The sequence below is a fragment of the Arthrobacter sp. 10T425 genome (genome assembly GCF_056393985.1).
In genome coordinates this window covers 1-430 of sequence record NZ_JBFTGZ010000092.1, presented here as the reverse complement: position 1 = coordinate 430, position 430 = coordinate 1, and the positions used below count along the sequence as shown (strand labels likewise).

The window sequence follows — 430 nt, the reverse complement described above, 5'->3', positions numbered from 1 at the left end:
GTCTATCACCGGGCCGAGGTGATGTGCGGCGCCCTGCCGGTGGGCCTGGGGCCGGACGGCGAGGAGAACTGCACGGCGGTGTTCTGGTCGGTGCCCGTGGCCGACATGGACGCCTTCCTGGCCGGCGACTTCGCCCGCTGGCGCGACCAGCGCCTGGCGCCGCTGTGGCCGGGCCTGGCGCAGGCCCTGGCCGGCAGGAACGACTGGACCGGCTTCTCCCGGGCGGTCTATCGCGACGTGTCGGTGGGCCGCTGGGACGTCGGGGCCTGCGCCCTGATCGGCGACGCCGCCCACGGCACCAGCCCGCAGCTGGGCCAGGGCGCGAACCTGGCCCTGATGGACGCCGTCGAGCTGGCCGAGCGGCTGGCGGCGACGCCCTCGCCCGCCGCGCTCAAGGGCTGGCAGGCCGACCGGCGCCGGCATGTAGGCC

General features: G+C 76.5%; 1 protein-coding gene. It reads left to right on the top strand.

Features of this window, described 5'->3' with window-relative positions:
* On the top strand, positions 1-430 hold a 430-nt coding region (locus AC1DDH_RS20665; protein WP_476956243.1), incomplete at both ends, for an FAD-dependent oxidoreductase.